We start from the raw sequence: 16272 nt of genomic DNA, 5'->3' as shown, positions 1-16272 counted from the left end.
AACCGTTAGCGTTCATTTCTGTAGCGATACAGCCGCTTTCGCGCGCTGTTCCCATCAAGGATCAGGAGAGGGTGATGGCTGGCATCTATCTCGATGTGCCCTTCGTGACGCAGTTGGGCTTCGGCCCGAACAACGCGATGAACGACCCGACCGGATGCTGGTACTGCTCCGCCTGCATGCTCGGCTATTATTTCGAGGCCGGGCCGCGGCTCGGCGATCCCTCGCTGTGGACGCCGCAGGGCCACAAGCCGATCACCGACACGACCACGCTGCAGAAGAACGAGAACCTGGTGCAGGTGGCCTACCCCCCGGCGAAGGCCTGGACGATCGACTCCCTCGCGACGCTGCTGCGCGGCTATGGCCCGCAGCTCATCTCCTGGACCAAGACCAATGCAGCCGGTGCAACCTATGGCCATTGCTCCGCGCTGATCGGGGCCGACGACCAGCGCGGCCAGGTGATCATCCATGATCCCGAGAATGCGCCGAACACGCGCCAGACGCTCGCGGTGTTCAATGCCCTGTTCATGTGGAGCATCCCGGACAGCATGCTGCGCAAGAACGTCGCGCAGCACACCCCCCGCGTGAAGCCCACCACCTAGCCCGCGAGCCAGACGCGCAGCGCCGCACGCGCCTGGGGTTTGCCGAGGTTCCAGTCGAACAGGTCGAGCGAAGGCGGGCGTTCGGGCAGGATGTCTGCCCCCACCTCAGCGGCGCAGGAGAGCAGGCCGTCGCTCGGTTCGGCCAGGATGATGCGCTTGATCCCGAAGCGCAGCGCGGCGAGGGCATGGCCGGGATCGGCGCCGCAATCCAGCGCCGCAGGCTCGTGTCCGACCACCATAGCCGCGAACCAGGCCGGGCCGAGAAACCCCGCCGCGGCAGGGGCGGAGAGCAGCAGCACGCCGCGCGGTCCCGCAGCGTCGATCGCCGCGCGCGCCTGCGCTGCGCTGTAGATCGTGACGGCCGGCGGCTGCCTCATTGTTGACCAGTGGTAGTGCGCATGCGAAGGCTTGAACAGGGTTTGGTCAGGGGTCTAAGTGAGCGCGGAGAGGGTGAGCATGGAGGCGGCGGTGGCGCGTCTGGAGGCGGCGGTGGCCGCGCTCGGCGCAGCGATGGCGCGGCCAAGGCCGGCGCCCCCGGCCGTGGCGCCGGCGATGCCCGAGGACATGGTGCCGAAGGCCGAGCTCCTCGCCTTGTCGGCCCGGCTGGACGGCGCGCTCGTCGCCCTGCATGCCGCCCTGATGCCCGAACCCGCCCTGGTCGGCGAGGAGGAGTAGCCCTTGGCGCAGGTCACCGTCCGCATCGGCGGATACAGCCATCCGGTCGCCTGCCAGGACGGCCAGGAACAGCACCTGGTGAGCATGGCGGCCGAGGTCGACCGGCGCATCGCGGCACTCAAGGCCATGGGGCTACAGCTGGGCGAGACGCGCATGCTGGTGCTCGCCGCTCTGCAGCTGGCCGACGAGGCGTCCGACCTGCGCGAGGAGATCGGCGCCCTGAAGTCGGCGCCGCCATCCACGGCCTTGCCCGAGGATGATGCGATGGCTGGGCGCCTGGTCGCGGTCGCCGAGCGGATCGAGGCCATTGCGGGCGAGCTTGCGGCGCCCTAGGTAGGGGATGCGGGGCTGCCCGGTGCGTCAGGCAAGTAACCCCCAGGGCCAATAAGCATCTCCCGGGAACTGGCGCTGGTCGGATCCTGGTCCGATTATCTGGTGCCCACCTGCATTAGCAGGCCTTGGGAGGGTTCGAGACCAACGGCCATGGTGGCTCCGCACTTTCTTCAACTCGACGCCGCCAAGCGCGCCGCGCGCAACGCCGCGCGTGCAGCGCGTTTGGGCAATCCGCTCGCCGCCGGGCGCGCGCTTGCGGATCATGTGCTGGCCGCGGGGCTGGTGCCGCCCGGTGCTTGCGTGGCCGGCATCTGGCCCCTGCCAGGAGAAGTCGACTTGCGCCCGTTGATGGATGCCCTTCTCGCGCGCGGCCACGCTCTGGCGCTGCCCTTCACGCCGGCCCGCGGGCTACCGCTCGAATTCCGCGCCTGGGCGCTTGGCGACGCGCTAGCCGACGGGCCGATGGGCACGCGCTACCCTTCGCACGGAGTGGTGGTGGTGCCGGACGTGGTGCTGGTGCCGCTGCTCGCCTTCGACCGCGCCGGTGGCCGACTCGGCTATGGCGGCGGCTATTACGACCGCACCCTGGCGGGGTTGCCGGATGCGCATGCCATTGGCGTCGCCTTTGCCAGCCAGGAGATGCCCGAGGTGCCGATGGGGCCGCATGATTGGCGCCTGCCGGTGGTGGCGACGGAGGCGGGCGTCATCCGCTGCGGGACCGGCGCTTGAAGATCCTGTTCCTCGGCGACATCGTCGGCCGGGCCGGGCGCGACGCGGTGGAGGCGGAACTGCCCAACCTCCGCGCGCGCCTCGCGCTCGACCTCATCGTGGTGAATGCGGAGAACGCCTCGCACGGTTTTGGGCTCGCGCCCGAGATGGCGCGCGCGCTCTTTGCGGCCGGCGCGGATGTGCTGACGCTCGGCAACCACGCCTTCGACCGCAAGGAGATCATCCCCTTCATCGGCGAGGAGAAGCGCCTGCTGCGGCCGCTCAACTACGCGCCGGGCACCCCGGGCAAAGGGAGCGTGATCGTCGACCTTCCGGGAGGGCGCCGAGCGCTCGTGCTGCAGGCGATGGGGCGGCTTTTCATGGAGCCGCTCGACGACCCGTTCCGTGCCATCCAGGCGGAGGTGCAGAAGCACCCGATGGGGTCTGCGGTGCAGGCCATCATCATCGACATCCACGCCGAGGCGACCTCCGAGAAGCAGGCGATGGCGCATTCCTTCGATGGGCTCGCGAGCCTGGTCATCGGCACTCACACCCATGTGCCCAGCGCGGATGACCGCCTCCTTGCCGGTGGCACCGCCTTCCAGTCCGATGCGGGGATGTGCGGCGACTACGACAGCGTGATCGGCATGCAGAAGGGCGCCGCGAGCCTGCGCTTCTGGCGCAAGGTACCCTCCGAGCGCCTGGCGCCGGCCGAGGGTCCAGCCACCATCTGCGGGCTGTTCGTGGAAACCGATGACGCGACGGGCCTGGCGCTGCGCGTTGCGCCGCTCAGGCTGGGCGGGAGCCTCCGGCCAGCGATGCCGTAGCTTCGCTCAGGCCTTCTTCTCATGCTCCGAAAGCAGGGCGCGCAGCCGCTGGATCTCCTCCTGCAGCGCCTCGACGCTCGGCGGCTCGCCGCGGGCCTCGCTGCGCGCGAACGGCGTGAACAGCGACATGGCGCGCTCCATCATTGCCATGTTCTGCTTGCCGAGCTCTTCGAGGCCGCCGATGCCGGGTGCGAAGGGGATCAACCCGCCGATGGTGCGTTCCATGGCGGTCTTCATCTGCTCCTGCTGGCGCGAGAAGCCCTCCATCGCGAATTCCAGGTAGCGCGGCACCAGGCCCTGCATGTTGTCCCCGTAGAAGCCGATCAGCTGGCGCAGGAACGGCGTGGGCAGCAGGTTGTGGCCCTTGCTCTCTTCCTCGACGATGATCTGCGTCAGGACCGAGCGGGTGATGTCGTCGCCCGACTTCGCGTCATAGACCACGAAGTCGCGGCCGATCCGCACCATTTTCGCAAGGTCCTCGAGCGTGACATAGGACGAGCTCTCGGTGTTGTAGAGACGGCGATTGGCGTATTTCTTGACGACAACCGGTGGCTGGGGCGCGGCCCCGGGGTCGGCACGCTCGGCTGTGTTCTGCGCCATGGTCGCGGTCCCGTTTCACTCGTGGCGCCAATACTAGCAGGGTTTGCTGCGGTGCGAAGGCGGTTTCCTCCCCTGGTGTTGTTTCCCCGCCGCGCTACTTTAGACCCGTGAGGAACGCCACAAGGACGCCGCCCGGGAATGCCATCTCACCCCACGCCCACGCTCGACCAGCTGGCGAAGGACTGGATTGCGCTGTGGCAGAGCGAAGTCCAGGCGCTTGTCGCCGACCCGGCGCTGGCCTCGCGCATGGCGATGCTGCTCGGCGCGGCGCGCCCTGATGCTGCGCCGGGGGCCGCGCCCGCTGCCGTTCCACCTGGGCCTGAGCACGATGCGGGCCATGGCGGCGACGCTGTCGCTGCCGCAGGGCGAGCGCGCGAAGCAGCCCTGCTGGAGCGCATCGCCGCCCTGGAACAGCGCCTGGCCGCTCTCGAAGTCCGGACAGGCGGAGGCGAAGCGCATCGCCCAGGCGCTCTCGGCGACCGGACAGCCGCCTGAGGCTCTGGCCGCCGCGGTGCGGCGGCGGCTGGTCGCCGAACACGGCGCGCTGCTCGCCGGTATCCGCGCCTATCGTGCCGCCGAGATCCCGGCCGCGCTCGAGCCCATGCCCTGCTTATGGCACGCGGGAAGCAGCCGGGTAACGGATTACGTAGGCGCCGGGCCGACGGCGCTGTTCGTGCCCTCCCTGATCAACCGCGCGCACATCCTCGACCTAGCCCCCGGGCAGTCGATGCTGCGCCACCTGGCAGGGCAGGGGATGCGGCCCCTGCTGCTCGACTGGGGCGTGCCGGGCGACGCCGAGCGGGGCTTCACCCTCACCGATTATACGCTGCGCCTAGCCGCGGCGCTCGAGGCGCTGCCCGGACCGGTCGTGCTGGTCGGCTACTGCATGGGCGGGCTGATCGCCCTCGCCGCCGCGCAGCACCGGCCCGAGCGCGTCGCGGCGCTCGCGCTGCTGGCCACGCCTTGGGATTTCGCCGCCACCCTCGCCGCGGGCCAGGCGACGGCACGGTTGCTGGCGCTGCTTGAGCCCATCCTCGCGCTGGAGGATGTGTTGCCGGTCGACGCCATCCAGCTGCTGTTCGCTGTCAACGAGCCGTTCGGCGTGGGCGAGAAGTACCGCGCCTTCGCAGGGCTCGACCCCCGGACGCCGCGCGCGGCAGCCTTTGTGGCAATGGAGGACTGGCTGAATGACGGTGTACCGCTTGCGGCCGCGGTCGCGCGCGAATGCCTGGGCGGGTGGTATGGCGAGAACACGCCGATGCGCGGCCTGTGGCGCGTGGCCGGGCAGGCGGTGCGGCCGCAGGATTGGCGCGGCCCCGCCTTCCTCGCCATTCCCCACCGCGACCGCATCGTTCCCCCCGCCTCGGCCCTGGCGCTGGCCTCCCTGATGCCGGGCGCGACGGTGCATGAGGCCGCCGCAGGCCATGTCGGGATGGTCGCCGGGACCAAGGCCGAGGCGGCGCTGTGGACCCCCCTCGCCGAATGGATCGCTGGCCTGCATCCGCTGCCCTTGTGAGTGGTGGGGGCAAAGGCCCACACTCAGGGCAACCAAAGGGAGAATAACCAGTCATGTCCGACATCGTCATCGCCTCCGCGGCCCGTACCCCGGTGGGCAGCTTCAACGGCGCCTTCGCCTCCGTGCCCGCCCATGCGCTCGGCACCATCGCCATCAAGGCCGCGCTCGAGCGCGCCGGCGTCGAGGGCGCCGAGGTGGACGAGGTGATCCTCGGCCAGATCCTCACTGCCGCCTCCGGCCAGAACCCCGCGCGCCAAGCGAGCGTGAATGCCGGCATCCCTGTCGAGCACACCGCCTTCGGCATCAACCAGCTCTGCGGCTCCGGCCTGCGCGCCGTGGCCCTGGCGGCCCAGCAGATCGCCTCGGGCGACGCGAAGATCATGGTCGCGGGCGGGCAGGAGAGCATGACCCAGGCGCCGCACGCCCAGCAGCTCCGCTCGGGCCAGAAGATGGGCGACCTGCAGCTGGTCGACACCATGCTGCGCGACGGCCTGCTGGACGCCTTCCACGGCTATCACATGGGCAACACGGCCGAGAACGTGGCCCAGAAATTCCAGATCACCCGCGAGCAGCAGGACGAGTTCGCCTTAAACAGCCAGCGCAAGGCCGGCGAGGCCATGAAGTCCGGCCGCTTCGGCGAGGAGATCGTCCCGGTCACCGTCAAGGGCCGCAAGGGCGACGTGGTTGTCTCCGCCGACGAGTACCCGAAGCCCGAGACCACCATGGAAGTGCTGCAGAAGCTGCGCGCCGCCTTCTCCAAGGACGGCTCGGTGACCGCCGGCAACGCCTCGGGCATCAATGACGGCGCGGCCGCGCTGGTGGTGATGAGCGGCGAGGAGGCGAAGCGCCGGGGCATCAACCCGATGGCGCGCATCGTCTCCTGGGCGACGGCCGGCGTCGATCCCTCCATCATGGGCACCGGGCCCATCCCGGCCTCGCGCAAGGCCCTGGCCAAGGCGGGCTGGACCATCGACGACCTCGACCTCATCGAGGCGAACGAGGCCTTCGCCGCCCAGGCGCTGGCGGTGAACAAGGACCTCGGCTGGGATACCTCGAAGGTCAACGTGAATGGCGGCGCCATCGCGCTCGGGCACCCGATCGGGGCATCGGGCGCGCGGGTGCTGACCACGCTGCTGTTCGAGATGCAGAAGCGCGGTGCGAAGAAGGGCTTGGCCACGCTGTGCATCGGCGGCGGCATGGGCGTGGCGATGTGCCTGGAGCGCGACTGAAGCAAGGCAAGGCCAGGGGGCGCTGCCCCCTGGACCCCCGCCAGGATCGTGTCGATCCTGGACCTCCATCTGTTGGTTCTTAGGTTGGTGAGGGAGTCTCGCCGGAGGCGAGCAGGGTTGGCGAGGTGGCGCGTGGAACCCGGTGATCAGGCGAACTTCCTCGACGCGCCCCCTCCCCCAGCCGGCGCTGCAAGCAAGTCGCACCCCTCCTCAAGCCCAGGGCCAAAACACGCAGGGGTCCGGGGATCGGCGCGATCACCGGCGGGGGTTTGGGGGCAGCGCCCCCAAGCTTGCTTCCCGTCCGTGCGCGCCTAGAACCGCTGCAGCGGCACGCGGCTCGCCAGCACCGCGCCTGCCACCGTAAATGCCGAGGCTGTGTAGAACAGGGCGCTGAAGGCGCCGACCAGTGCGTGCCGCAGGGCCAGCGCGTCCGCCGGCGCCAGGCTCGTGACGATGCCGGGGACGGCGATCACGCGGGCGAACATCGCCGCAACCTCGCCCCCGGCGAGGGCCAGGCCGCCGAACAGCACTGCGCCAAGTATGGCCGTGCCCGTCGCCGCGCCGAGGTTGCGCGAGAACTGCACCGATGCCGCCGCGGCACCGAGGCGCGCGGGGCCGGCCGCCACCTGCACCGTCGTCTGCCCGACCGGGAAGGAGGTGCCGAAGCCGGTCGCGGTCAGCCCGAGCAGGATCGGCATCAGCCAGATCGGCGCGAATTCCGCGACGGTCCCGATCACCACCAGCATGGTCGCCGCGACGCTGAGCCCGATCCGCGGCCACAGCATGCCGCGCCCGGTGCGCAGCATCAGCCGGCCCGAGATGACCGCGCCGAGCGCCCCGCCGACCGAGAGCGGCAGCAGCACCAGCCCGGCCTGGCCGGGCGACAGCCCGCGCACCGCCTGCAGGAAGATCGGCAGGAAGGCAATCGACCCGATCATCGCGCCATAGACGCAGGCGCCCATCAGGTTGCTCCGCCAAATCCGAGGGCTCGGCCAGCAGCGAGATCGGCAGCAGGGGGTCGGTGACGCGCTTTTCCCAGGCGACCAGCGCGACAAGCGCCGCGACGGCGATCGCGCCGAGGCCGGCAACCAATGGCAGCAGCGCCGCATCCATCCGGCGTCCCTGGTCAAGCGCGATCAGCGCCGAGGCCACCGCCAGGATGAACAGGCCCAGGCCCAGCCAGTCGAAGCGCAGCGCGCCCTGCCGCGACGAGGGCACGCGCGCGAGGCGCAGCGCCATCACGCCGGCGAGCACCGCCAGCGGGGGTGCGATGAGGAAGATCGACCGCCAGCCGAAATGCTGCGTCAGGTATCCACCGCCCACAGGGCCGAAGGCCGCGGCGGAGGCAAAAATCGCCGCGATATGGCCCTGGAACCGTCCGCGTTCGCGCGGCGGCAGCGACTCACCGATGATGGCCATCGCCAGCGTGAGCAGCCCGCCGCCGCCGATCCCCTGCAGCACGCGCCCGGCAATCAGCACCGGCAGCGTGGGCGCGATGGCATTCACCAGGCACCCCGCGAGGTTCATGCCAAGCGCGAGGTAGAGGATGTTGCGCCGCCCATAGGCATCGCCGAGCTGTCCGAACACTGGCGCTGCGCAGGTGCCGGCCACCAGGTAGGCGACCACCACCCAGGACACCCGCTCGACGGCGTTGAACTCGGCCGCGATGGCGGGCAGCGCCGTGGAGGTCACCGTCTGGTCCACCGCGGCGAGGAAGATCGCCAGCGCGATCGCGGGGAAGCCCCTCAGGAAGGCGTGGCGGCGCGCCTCGACGGCATCGGGGTCGGTGGGGAAGCTGTCCATGTTCCGCTCACTTGGGACCGGGGCACACCGCGTCCACCCGCGGCGCCCGCTAAACGACCGCGCGCAGGATGAGCGCGGTCCAGTACAGGAACACCGCCACCGGCAGCCCCCAGCGCACGAAGCCGCCGATTTCCGCGAACATTCCGGGCGCGCGCCTGGCGAATACGAAGTCCTTGTTGAGCAGGAACATGTTCAGGAACAGCACACTCACGATATAGAGATAACCGGTCGAAATGATCCGCGCGATAGGCGTGCCGGTGCTCATCGAGCCTGGAAAGTTCGATTCGAAGGTGAAGCTCAGCGCCACGAGCGCGAGCAGCGTGGTGAAGGCCAGCGCCCCCTTGGGCGCCAGCGGCATCGTCTGGTCGGTCGACCACAGGATGACCAGCGTGCTCGACATCAGCGTCAGGAACGGCAGGAAGATGCGGATGAGGTACTGCGTGTAGAGCCGCTGGGCCTCGATGGTGAAGGTGAGCCGGCTGTGCGGCGCGCCGTTCCACCCGGCATAGGCGGCGTTGCGCACGTCGAGCCGCCGTATGGTCCATAAAGGTGTCTGCAAGCGCGCCGCGAAGGCGGAATGCGCCGCGTCCGCGGCGGTGTGCACCAGCAGCACCTCGCGCGCACCATGCCGGTTGGAGGTCAGGATGATGTCGAGCGCCTGTGCGTCGAACGGGAAGGAGGACATGTCGATCGCGACGCGGAAGCTCGCATCCAGCCGGCGCACCAACGTCACCGCGCCGCTGGAATCGATGGTCAGCCCGGTCTGGTCCTGGCGTGCCGCGCCGGAGAGGTTCTCGACGTCCACGGCCGGCTGCCACATGCGCCGCAGCTGGGCGATCGCCGCCTCGCCGAAGAAGTTCTTCTGGGCCTGCGCCTCGCGCACGCGGTCGAAGGCCTGGCGCCCGTCCTGCCAGCGATAGGTGAGCTCGATGCGCGCGGCCATCAGCCCGGCGGTCTCCTGCACCTGGCTGATGTCGATGACGCGGATGGCGGTCGCGACGCGGATCGGCAGCGCCTCGTCGCGCGGCAGGCCGGTCACCTCCTGCGCATGGGCGGCGCCGCCCAGCAGCAGCAGCGCGAGGCAGAGTGCGAGGCGGATCACGTCGCGTCGCCCGCGAGGGCCGGACCCGCCGCGCGGGCCGCACCCGCCGCGCGGGCGGCGCGCCGGCCCTGCACCGCGCGGATTAGCCGGTCGAGTGCGGCCGCCGTACCGGGCTTGGGCAGGACCAAGGCCTTGTCGGCATCCAACTCCTCGACCGCCTCGGCCAGGATCGCGACAGGGCGCAGCAGCAGCCCGCGGAACAGCAGCAGGATGATGCCAATGATGCCGATCTCCGCGATCATCGCGCCTGCGATCGCGGCAACGGCCAGTCGGCGCAGCGTGCGCTGGTCGGCCGCGAGCGACTTCGCCGCCACGATGACGCCGATCTCGGCGCCACTGTAGTCGAGCAGGGGGATGATCACCGCGCCGTAGGGCACGCCGCCGAGCTCGGGAAAGGAGAAGGTCGGCTCCTTCACCAACGTGATCCCGCGCGCCTCCTGCAGGCGCCCCATCAGCGGCCAGTCCGTGCTGCTGTCGCCGCGCAGGCCGCCGAGCAGGCGTGCCGCGGCGTTGGATGCGGCCGGCATCAGCCGCGCGTCGATCAGCGTGGCGAAATCGGCGTTGGTCCGTGCCCGGAGCGCCTCCAGCAGCGGCTGCAATTCGACGCCGAACTCGACGCTGCCGAGCACCGTCGCACCACCCACCGGTGCCGCGCCGCGGACGCGAACGCCGGAGGCGCCGATCTCGACGCCCATCTGCGCCTGGTTGCTGCCATGCGCGGCAACGATGATCTGGCGATTGCGGGTGAAGTCGTCGCCGGCCTCGCGCGAGTGGAAGCGATGCAGGACCGTGTTGCTCGCGGCGGCATTCACCTGTGCATTGGTCAGCCCATAGCGGCTGTGCAGCGCGGTGTAGGACCCACCGAGCAACGCAATGATGGCGTGGCGATCATTGGCGGCCAGCGCGTCGCGAACGGGGGGCATCTGGGCCACCAGCTCCGCGCGCGCGGCGAGGTCGCGGGCGGTGCCGGCGATCTCCTCGTCGACCTGCGTCGCGAGGCCACGCAGCGACTCCTCCGCGTCGCGCGTGAGGCTCGCGGCGAGTTGGGTGTAGAGGAAGCCGGCGAAGGCGGCGACGACGACGGAGGTGCCGAGGATTGCGGCCAGGATGACGCGGATTTTCAAGACGAGGTCCTTGGCGCACGCGGGCGCCGGCTCAGGGGAAGCAGGAGAGAGCGATACGGGCGCGCGGTGCGCTTGGGGTCACAGGGCGCCGACGCGCCCCATTTCCAGGAATTTTTCGCGTCGCCGCGCGCGCAGCGTCGCGCCGTCGAGGGCGGCGAGCGGCTCCAGCACCTCCTCGATGCGGACACCGACGGATGCGATGATCGCGGGCGCGTCGCGATGCGCGCCGCCCAGCGGCTCGGCGATCACGGCATCGATGATGGCCAGGCGCTTGAGGTCCTCGCCGGTCAGCCGCAGCGCCTCGGCCGCGACCGAGGCCTGCGCGGCGTCGCGCCAGAGGATCGAGGCGCAGCCCTCCGGCGAGATGACCGAATAGATCGCGTGCTCGAGCATCAGCACCCGGTCGGCGGCGGCCAGCGCGATCGCCCCGCCCGAACCGCCTTCGCCAATGATGGTGGCGATGAAGGGCACCGGTGCGTCGAGCCCGGCTTCGATCGAGCGGGCGATGGCTTCGGCCTGGCCGCGTGCCTCGGCGTCGATCCCGGGGAAGGCGCCGGCTGTGTCCACGAAGGACAAGATGGGCAGGCCGAAGCGGCCGGCGAGCTCCATGAGGCGGCGCGCCTTGCGGTAGCCCTCAGGACGCGCCATGCCGAAATTATGCTTCACGCGGCTTTCCGTGTCGTCGCCGCGCTCGGTGCCCAGGACCATCACCGCGCGGCCGTGAAAGCGCCCCATGCCACCCAGGACCGCCGCGTCATCGGCGAAGGCGCGGTCGCCGGCGAGCGGGACAAAACCCTCGATCAGGCCGGCGATGTAGTCCGAGGCGTGCGGGCGTTCGGGGTGGCGGGCGACCTGGGCCTTCTGCCAGGGCGTGAGCTTCGCGTAGGTGGCCTGGAGCAGCTTGTGCGCCTTGTCGCGCAGCCGCCCTACCTCCTCGGCGACATCGATGCCGCCGGCGTCGGTGGTGCGACGCAGCTCCTCGATCTTGCCTTCGAGCTCGGCGATGGGTTTTTCGAAATCGAGGAAGTGGCGCATGGCGGGGAGGGGTTAGCGGAAATCGGCGGCGGGCGTAAGGCCGCGGCGCGTCACGCCAGGGGATGGTGCTCGCGGACCAGGGCGCGCAGCCGCTCCTCCAGCACGTGGGTGTAGATCTGCGTCGTCGCGATATCCGCGTGGCCGAGCAGGATCTGCAGCGACCGCAGGTCGGCCCCCCGGCCGAGCAGGTGGGAGGCGAAGGAATGGCGCAGCACATGCGGGCTGACGCGGGCGGGCTCGATGCCTGCCACCAGCGCCGCCTCCTTCAACAGCAGCCCGAGTCCCTGGCGGGTGAGGTGCCCGGTGGCGCCGCGCGCGGGAAACAGGAAGCGCTGCGCCTTATCGCGCGGTGGCTTGGCGCCCTTGCGTGGCGCGGTCTTTCCAGCGTGGGCTGCGAAGGCGAGCGCACGGGCACGCGCCGAGACCGGCACCAGCCTCTCCTTGCCGCCCTTGCCGCGCACGGCGATCAGCGGCGCCTCGCCGGCACCAGGGCGGAGCGCGGTGACCGGCAGCCCCACCAGCTCAGAGGCGCGAAGGCCCGAGCAATACAGCAGCTCGACCGCCGCGGCCGCGACCGGGCCGCGTCCGGCGGGCAGGCTCGCGGCCGCCTCGATCAGGCGCACGACCTCGGCCTCGGCCAGCGGACGCGGCAGCAGTCGGGGCAGGCGGGGAGCGTCGAGCAGTTCGGTGGGGTCGTCCGCGCGCACCCCTTCGCGGGCGAGGAATTGGTGGAACTGCCGCAGCGTGGATAGCCGCCGGGCGGCGGTACGGGCGGCGAGTCCCTGTGCATCCAGCGTTGCGAGATAGGCGCTCAGCGTCGCGGCGTCGGCGCCATGTACCGGGTGCCCGGCCTGCGCCGCGAATCGGGCGAAATCCGCGAGATCGGCCGTGTAGGCGGAGAGCGTGTTGCGCGCGGCGCCACGCTCGGCCGCGAGCATTTCGAGGAAGGCCTCGGCGTGGCGCATCGACCTACCAATCTCCGGCCCGCAAGGCGGGCCGCGAGCCCGAATGGGCGAAGGCCGCTAATGCGGCGAGCCAAGCGCGCGGAGCGCGCGCCCGGCGCCTGAGGGCACAGAAATTCCTGTTGAAGTCATCGGTCATTCTTCATGACCGCTGACTTCAACGGGTTTGGAAGCGATCATTGGGTAGGACGCGCTCGACCGGCCGCGGCTCGACCGAAGGCGGGAAGGCGCCGATCGCCAGGACACCGACGACGGCCACGGCGAGCACCAGCAGCACGATCAGCACGAAGGGGCTGCGCAACATGAACCTCCCGGCGCGGCGGCAAGGCTCCCGCTCGCGCGGCGTTGTGCTAGCTTGCGAGACCGTGTCGCGCAACCTCGCCCTTGAACTGCTGTCGGACGCCGTTCCGCTGCCCGAACCAACCGGTGCCGCCCTCGGCGCGACCGCCACGCGCGCCGTGGTGCTCGTGGGCATGCCCGGCGCGGGGAAATCCGCCATCGGGCGACGCCTCGCGCATCGCCTCGGCCTGCCGTTCCGCGACGCCGATACCGAGATCGAGGCCGCCGCGGGCATGCCGATCACGGAAATCTTCGCCCGCTACGGCGAGCAGCATTTCCGCGACGGTGAGCGGCGCGTCATCGCGCGGCTGCTTTCCGGCCCGCCCATCGTGCTCGCGACCGGCGGCGGTGCCTATGCCGATGCGCGCACGCGTAAGGCGGTACGAACCTCCGGCGCCATCGCCCTGTGGCTGCGCTGCCGCCTTCCGGTCCTGATGCGCCGTGTTGCCGGGCGCGAGCACCGGCCGATGTTCCTCAACGCCGACCCGGCCGAGGTGCTCGAGCGCCTCATGGCCGCCCGCCACCCCCTCTATGCCGAGGCCGACATCATCGTGGATTGCTCCGAGGAAAGCCCTGACCAGACCACCCGCCGGGTTGCAGACGCGCTGGCCGGCTGGGTGCCCGAACGCCGCCTGCCGGTCGCCCTTGGCGAGCGCGGCTACGACATCCTGGTGGGACCCGGCCTGCTCGCCCGCGCCGGCGCGCTGATCGCTCCGGCGATCCCTGCCAGGCGCTGCGTCATCGTCACCGACGCGACGGTCGCCGGCGTGCACCTGCCGGCGCTGCGGGCCGGGCTGGCGGCCGCGGGGATCACGGTGCTCGCGGAGATCGCTGTGCCGGCGGGAGAGGCGTCCAAGTCGATGGGCGTGCTCGAGGGCCTGCTGGAGCAGATGCTCGCGGCCGGGGTGGACCGGCGGTGTGCGGTGGTGGCCCTCGGTGGCGGGGTGGTCGGCGACCTCGCGGGTTTCGCCGCCGCCGTGGCGCTGCGCGGGCTGCCCTTCGTCCAGGTGCCGACCACGCTCCTGGCGCAGGTGGACAGCTCCGTCGGCGGCAAGACCGGGGTGAACCTCGCGGCCGGGAAGAACCTCGCCGGCGCCTTCCACCAGCCGCGGATCGTGCTGGCCGATACGCGCGCGCTCACCACCCTGCCGTCGCGCGAACTGCGCGCGGGCTATGCCGAGGTCGCCAAGCACGGGCTGCTGCAGGGCGCGCTGTGGAGCTGGTGCGAGGCCGAGGGCGCCCGCGTCATCGCCGGCGACCAGGCCGCCCTCGCCCATGCCGTGATCGAGAGCTGCCGCCTCAAGGCCGCGATCGTCGCCGATGACGAGCGCGAGGAGAGCACCGAAGGCGGCCGCGCCCTGCTCAACCTCGGCCATACCTTCGCGCACGCCTTCGAGGCCGAGTGCGGCTATGGCGGGGAATTGCTGCATGGCGAGGCGGTGGCGGTCGGCCTGGGGCTCGCCGCGTCGCTCTCCGCGCGGCTTGGGCATTGCGCGCAGGAGCTGCCGGGACGCGTGATCCAGCACCTGTCGGATCTCGGCTTGCCGGTGCGCATCGCGGACCTGCCGCGGCGCTTCACGGTCGAGGCGCTGCTCGGGCGGATGCGCAAGGACAAGAAGGTGCGCGACGGCGCGATGCGCTTCGTGCTGCTGCGCGCCCCCGGCGACGCCTTCACCAGCGCCGACGTGCCGTTGGAGGTGGTGGCAAAACTGCTTTGGGACGAGGGTTGCGGATCTGGCGGTACTTAGGTTGCTGTCGGAGATTGATGATGTCATGAATGGACGGGGGCTCTCTGATGCCGGGTTCAGCACGTGCTGTGGCGGAACTGCTCCGCCTTCTGACGCCTTACGAAGTCCCTGGATTCACAAAGCGCCGCTATGGAAACAAGGCCGGCGATGGCGGCTATGTGCTGCTCTCGGAACTGCTGACGGACCAGCCTATCCTGAGTGCCGGCATCGGCAACCAGATCTCCTTTGACCAGGAGGTCGCCGCGCTCGGGCACAAGGTATTCATGCATGACCACACCATTCCCGGCCCGCGCGGTACCCACCCAAACTTCACCTTCCACAAATCGGGTATTGCCGCCGCCTCGAACGTAGAGGGAACGATGCTGAGCCTGGCCGACGTTCTCGCGAAGAATATTGGCGGCGATCGTCAGGATTTGATCCTAAAGATGGATATCGAGGGCGCCGAGTACCCGTCGCTCGACGCCATTCCGCGCAGCGCGCTGCGCCGCTTCTCGATGATGAGCTTCGAGTTCCACGAATTCCACCAGCTGGGCAATCCCGCCGTGCGGGCGAAGATGCAGCCCGTCTTCGAAAAGCTGGCGCAGGACTTCACGATCTTCCACGTCCACGCCAACAACAACCGGCCGCTGGGCCTCGTCTCAGGCTTCACGGTTGCGGATTATTACGAGCTGTCCTATGTGCGGACCGACTTGGTCAAGCGGAAGCCCAACCGAACCTTGTACCCAATGCCGCTTGACCCCCCCAATGTTGGCAAGCCGGAGCTTCCGCTTTGGTTCTTCCCCTTTCTCCCGATTGGTCCCGCGAGCGAGGCGGTGCATGAGGCGATCGTCGCCATGGGCGTCCGGATGGACGCGGCCCAGGACGTGCTCGAGAAGCAGCGCGACCTCCACATTCTCCAGCAGCGCATCGCGCAGCTTGAGGCGGAACTGGCCAAGCGCCCCGTCGCAGCCGAGACCAAAGCGCTGTCCGGCTGATCCGGGGCGGGACCCTCCCCACCTGGACCCCTACGCTGCACTGCGGCATAGATGGGCGTGAAACGGCCCTACCGGAGGCTCCATGCCCCTCTCTGCCCCCGCCGAGCGGGACCTGCTGCACCTGCGCAATATCGAGCTCCGCGGCTATCAGCGCGCCGACGGCCTGTTCGACATCGAGGCCCACCTCACCGACACGAAATCCTACGGTTTCGCCAATGAGGGCCGCGGCTGGATCGAGAAGGGCGAGGCGCTGCACGGCATGTGGATCCGCCTCACGCTCGACGAGGAGATGTTGATCCACAGCTGCGAGGCCTCCTCCGACTTCACGCCCTACCCGATCTGCCCGCAGGCCGCGCCCAACTTCGCCGCCCTCGCCGGGCTTCGCATCGGGCCGGGCTTCAACCGCGCGGTGAAGGAGCGGGTCGGCGGCGTGCTCGGCTGCACCCATCTGCGCGAGGTGCTCGGCCAGGTCGCGACCGTCACCTACCAGACGCTCTACCCGGTGCGCATGAAGCGCGAGCGCGAGGCCCGGGCGCGGCGCCTGGCCGAGGGCGGCGCCCCGGAAGTGGTGGTGCCCCGCGCCAATCCGCTGATCGGCACCTGCCTCGCCTATGCGCCGGACAGTCCGGTCGTGCTCGGCCGCGCTGCCGAGAACGAGACGGCGTCGCCCAAGGCACCGTGAACGGGCGTCGGTGGCC

The 16272-nt window shown here is 70.3% G+C and carries 18 protein-coding genes, 1 other RNA gene and 1 pseudogene; 11 read left to right on the top strand and 9 right to left on the bottom strand.

Going from position 1 to position 16272, the window contains the following annotated elements; genetic code table 11:
• The first annotated feature begins 74 nt into the window (after positions 1-74).
• Positions 75-599: a papain-like cysteine protease family protein gene (locus tag GXW79_RS11365; RefSeq protein ID WP_211874506.1), complete on the top strand. Its 525-nt coding sequence runs from the start codon at positions 75-77 to the stop codon at positions 597-599.
• On the opposite strand, the gene GXW79_RS11360 is transcribed toward GXW79_RS11365, so the two are convergent.
• On the bottom strand, positions 596-976 hold the full coding sequence (locus GXW79_RS11360) for a hypothetical protein (RefSeq protein ID WP_211874505.1): 381 nt from the start codon (positions 974-976) through the stop codon (positions 596-598). The two genes, GXW79_RS11365 and GXW79_RS11360, sit on opposite strands and share 4 nt — an antisense overlap.
• 58 nt (positions 977-1034) lie before the next feature.
• On the opposite strand from GXW79_RS11360, the gene GXW79_RS11355 reads away from it, so the two are divergent.
• From GXW79_RS11355 to GXW79_RS11335, 5 genes are all read left to right on the top strand, one after another.
• On the top strand, positions 1035-1274 hold the full coding sequence (locus GXW79_RS11355) for a hypothetical protein (RefSeq protein ID WP_211874504.1): 240 nt from the start codon (positions 1035-1037) through the stop codon (positions 1272-1274).
• Between the two features lie 3 nt (positions 1275-1277).
• Entirely contained in the window at positions 1278-1607 is a 330-nt protein-coding gene (locus tag GXW79_RS11350; RefSeq protein ID WP_211874503.1) for a cell division protein ZapA, read from the top strand.
• A 9-nt stretch (positions 1608-1616) separates the two neighbouring features.
• Positions 1617-1771, top strand: a non-coding RNA gene (gene ssrS / locus GXW79_RS11345) — 6S RNA.
• A complete protein-coding gene (locus tag GXW79_RS11340) occupies positions 1758-2336 on the top strand; it encodes a 5-formyltetrahydrofolate cyclo-ligase (RefSeq protein ID WP_211874502.1) in 579 nt (192 codons plus the stop codon). Before ssrS ends, GXW79_RS11340 begins: the two co-directional genes overlap by 14 nt.
• Positions 2333-3142: a TIGR00282 family metallophosphoesterase gene (locus tag GXW79_RS11335; RefSeq protein WP_211874501.1), complete on the top strand. Its 810-nt coding sequence runs from the start codon at positions 2333-2335 to the stop codon at positions 3140-3142. The genes GXW79_RS11340 and GXW79_RS11335 overlap by 4 nt, the downstream gene beginning before the upstream one ends.
• A gap of 6 nt (positions 3143-3148) precedes the next feature.
• Here GXW79_RS11335 and phaR read toward each other — a convergent pair whose 3' ends face one another.
• A complete protein-coding gene (phaR, locus tag GXW79_RS11330) occupies positions 3149-3742 on the bottom strand; it encodes a polyhydroxyalkanoate synthesis repressor PhaR (RefSeq protein WP_211874500.1) in 594 nt (197 codons plus the stop codon).
• Between the two features lie 277 nt (positions 3743-4019).
• Here phaR and GXW79_RS11325 point away from each other — a divergent pair, with 277 nt between their 5' ends.
• Positions 4020-5258 carry an alpha/beta fold hydrolase gene (locus GXW79_RS11325; RefSeq protein ID WP_211874499.1) on the top strand — a complete coding sequence of 413 codons (1239 nt, stop codon included), beginning with the start codon at positions 4020-4022 and terminating at the stop codon, positions 5256-5258.
• A 53-nt stretch (positions 5259-5311) separates the two neighbouring features.
• Positions 5312-6487, top strand: a complete 1176-nt coding sequence (locus GXW79_RS11320) for an acetyl-CoA C-acetyltransferase (protein ID WP_211874498.1) — start codon at positions 5312-5314, stop codon at positions 6485-6487.
• 311 nt (positions 6488-6798) lie between these two features.
• Here GXW79_RS11320 and GXW79_RS21665 read toward each other — a convergent pair whose 3' ends face one another.
• The 7 genes and pseudogenes from GXW79_RS21665 to GXW79_RS11285 form a co-directional block, all read right to left on the bottom strand.
• On the bottom strand, positions 6799-7596 hold the full coding sequence (locus GXW79_RS21665) for an MFS transporter (RefSeq protein WP_367614886.1): 798 nt from the start codon (positions 7594-7596) through the stop codon (positions 6799-6801).
• 157 nt (positions 7597-7753) lie between these two features.
• Positions 7754-8290: pseudogene (locus GXW79_RS21805) on the bottom strand (MFS transporter); the annotation flags it as partial.
• 49 nt (positions 8291-8339) lie between these two features.
• Positions 8340-9392: a ligand-gated ion channel gene (locus tag GXW79_RS11305; RefSeq protein WP_211874496.1), complete on the bottom strand. Its 1053-nt coding sequence runs from the start codon at positions 9390-9392 to the stop codon at positions 8340-8342.
• Positions 9389-10516 (bottom strand): cache domain-containing protein, encoded by a 1128-nt coding sequence (locus GXW79_RS11300; protein ID WP_211874495.1) that lies wholly within the window; start codon positions 10514-10516, stop codon positions 9389-9391. Before GXW79_RS11300 ends, GXW79_RS11305 begins: the two co-directional genes overlap by 4 nt.
• Before the next feature lie 78 nt (positions 10517-10594).
• The gene (locus GXW79_RS11295; RefSeq protein ID WP_211874494.1) at positions 10595-11551 is read right to left on the bottom strand and encodes an acetyl-CoA carboxylase carboxyltransferase subunit alpha; all 957 of its coding nucleotides are present in this window, start codon (positions 11549-11551) and stop codon (positions 10595-10597) included.
• Positions 11552-11601: 50 nt separating this feature from the next.
• Positions 11602-12516 (bottom strand): tyrosine recombinase, encoded by a 915-nt coding sequence (locus GXW79_RS11290; RefSeq protein WP_211874493.1) that lies wholly within the window; start codon positions 12514-12516, stop codon positions 11602-11604.
• A gap of 154 nt (positions 12517-12670) precedes the next feature.
• Positions 12671-12817 carry a hypothetical protein gene (locus tag GXW79_RS11285; protein WP_211874492.1) on the bottom strand — a complete coding sequence of 49 codons (147 nt, stop codon included), beginning with the start codon at positions 12815-12817 and terminating at the stop codon, positions 12671-12673.
• Between GXW79_RS11285 and aroB the strand changes: the two genes are divergently transcribed.
• From aroB to GXW79_RS11270, 3 genes are all read left to right on the top strand, one after another.
• Positions 12816-14600 (top strand): 3-dehydroquinate synthase, encoded by a 1785-nt coding sequence (gene aroB / locus GXW79_RS11280; RefSeq protein ID WP_211874491.1) that lies wholly within the window; start codon positions 12816-12818, stop codon positions 14598-14600. The genes GXW79_RS11285 and aroB overlap by 2 nt on opposite strands.
• A gap of 68 nt (positions 14601-14668) precedes the next feature.
• The gene (locus GXW79_RS11275; protein WP_211874490.1) at positions 14669-15574 is read left to right on the top strand and encodes an FkbM family methyltransferase; all 906 of its coding nucleotides are present in this window, start codon (positions 14669-14671) and stop codon (positions 15572-15574) included.
• A gap of 82 nt (positions 15575-15656) precedes the next feature.
• Entirely contained in the window at positions 15657-16256 is a 600-nt protein-coding gene (locus GXW79_RS11270; protein WP_211874489.1) for a DUF2889 domain-containing protein, read from the top strand.
• The last annotated feature ends 16 nt before the right edge of the window (positions 16257-16272 follow it).

It is taken from the genome of Plastoroseomonas arctica, assembly GCF_018128965.1.
Classification (GTDB): domain Bacteria; phylum Pseudomonadota; class Alphaproteobacteria; order Acetobacterales; family Acetobacteraceae; genus Plastoroseomonas; species Plastoroseomonas arctica.
This window is presented reverse-complemented; position numbering and strand designations above follow the sequence as displayed.